Annotated in this window: 1 protein-coding gene and 1 pseudogene; both read left to right on the forward strand. The window is 40.3% G+C overall.

What is annotated here, in order from left to right; genetic code table 11:
- On the forward strand, positions 1 to 669 hold a 669-nt coding region (locus tag A3729_RS06050), incomplete at its 5' end, for a cytochrome c1 (RefSeq protein ID WP_068633401.1).
- A 168-nt stretch (positions 670 to 837) separates the two neighbouring features.
- Positions 838 to 917 (forward strand): annotated as a pseudogene (locus A3729_RS31360) (stringent starvation protein A); the annotation flags it as partial.

The following is a 917-nucleotide window of genomic DNA, read 5'->3' on the forward strand; positions in this document are numbered from 1 at the left end:
AAAACAGACATTTCAGATAATGAGTCTTTACAGAATGGTTTATCTTTATTTGTGAACTACTGTTTTGCTTGCCACTCAATGAAGTACGCTCGTTATGAGCGTGCTGCTGATGATTTAGGAATTCCTCATGATATTTTTGAAGAAAATATTCTCGTAGGTGATACCAAGATCGGCCAGTTAATGGAAATTTCCATGGCTGAAGATCAGGCAAAGGTTTGGTTTGGTAGTGCTCCGCCTGATTTGACTTTGAGTGCTCGTTTGCGTGGTCCTGATTGGATATATAACTACTTGCGTGGATTTTACGCCGATTCAAAGCGCCCTTATGGTGTGAATAACGTAATTTTCAAAGATGTGGGTATGCCGCACGTACTAGCTGGTTTGCAGGGTGTTTGTGCTGTCGCGCCAGAGTTAGGTGTTGAGCCTGTTGTTGATCCATTAAGCGGAAATATTGTTAAGAGTAGTGGTTGTTCTGAATATGCGACAGAAGGAAGCTTGAGTCCTGCTGAATATGACGAAGCGATCTATGATCTGGTTAACTTTTTAGAATATGTTGGTGAGCCTTCTAGGCTTCAAAGTGAGGCACTTGGCCGAAATGTTCTTATATTCCTAGCGTTTTTGTTTGTTTTTGCATACTTCTTGAACAAAGAGTATTGGAGAGATATTCACTAGTTAGCTAGAAAGAAGAATAAAAGCCGTCCATGTGTAGGCATGGAGGGCTTTTTTTGTTTCTATCCAAGAGAATTTTCACGACTGGCTTGTAAATCGTGTATAATTCTGCCCAAATTTAAAACTGTGCTATCAGTGCAGTAAATCTGATTTAAAGGTTGAGGTAAGTATATGGGTGTTGTGACCAAACGTTCGTCCATGACGTTTTTTTCTGATGGTGAGAGCCATTACAGTCACCGGGTAAGAATAGT

Source organism: Oleiphilus sp. HI0043 (assembly GCF_001634935.1).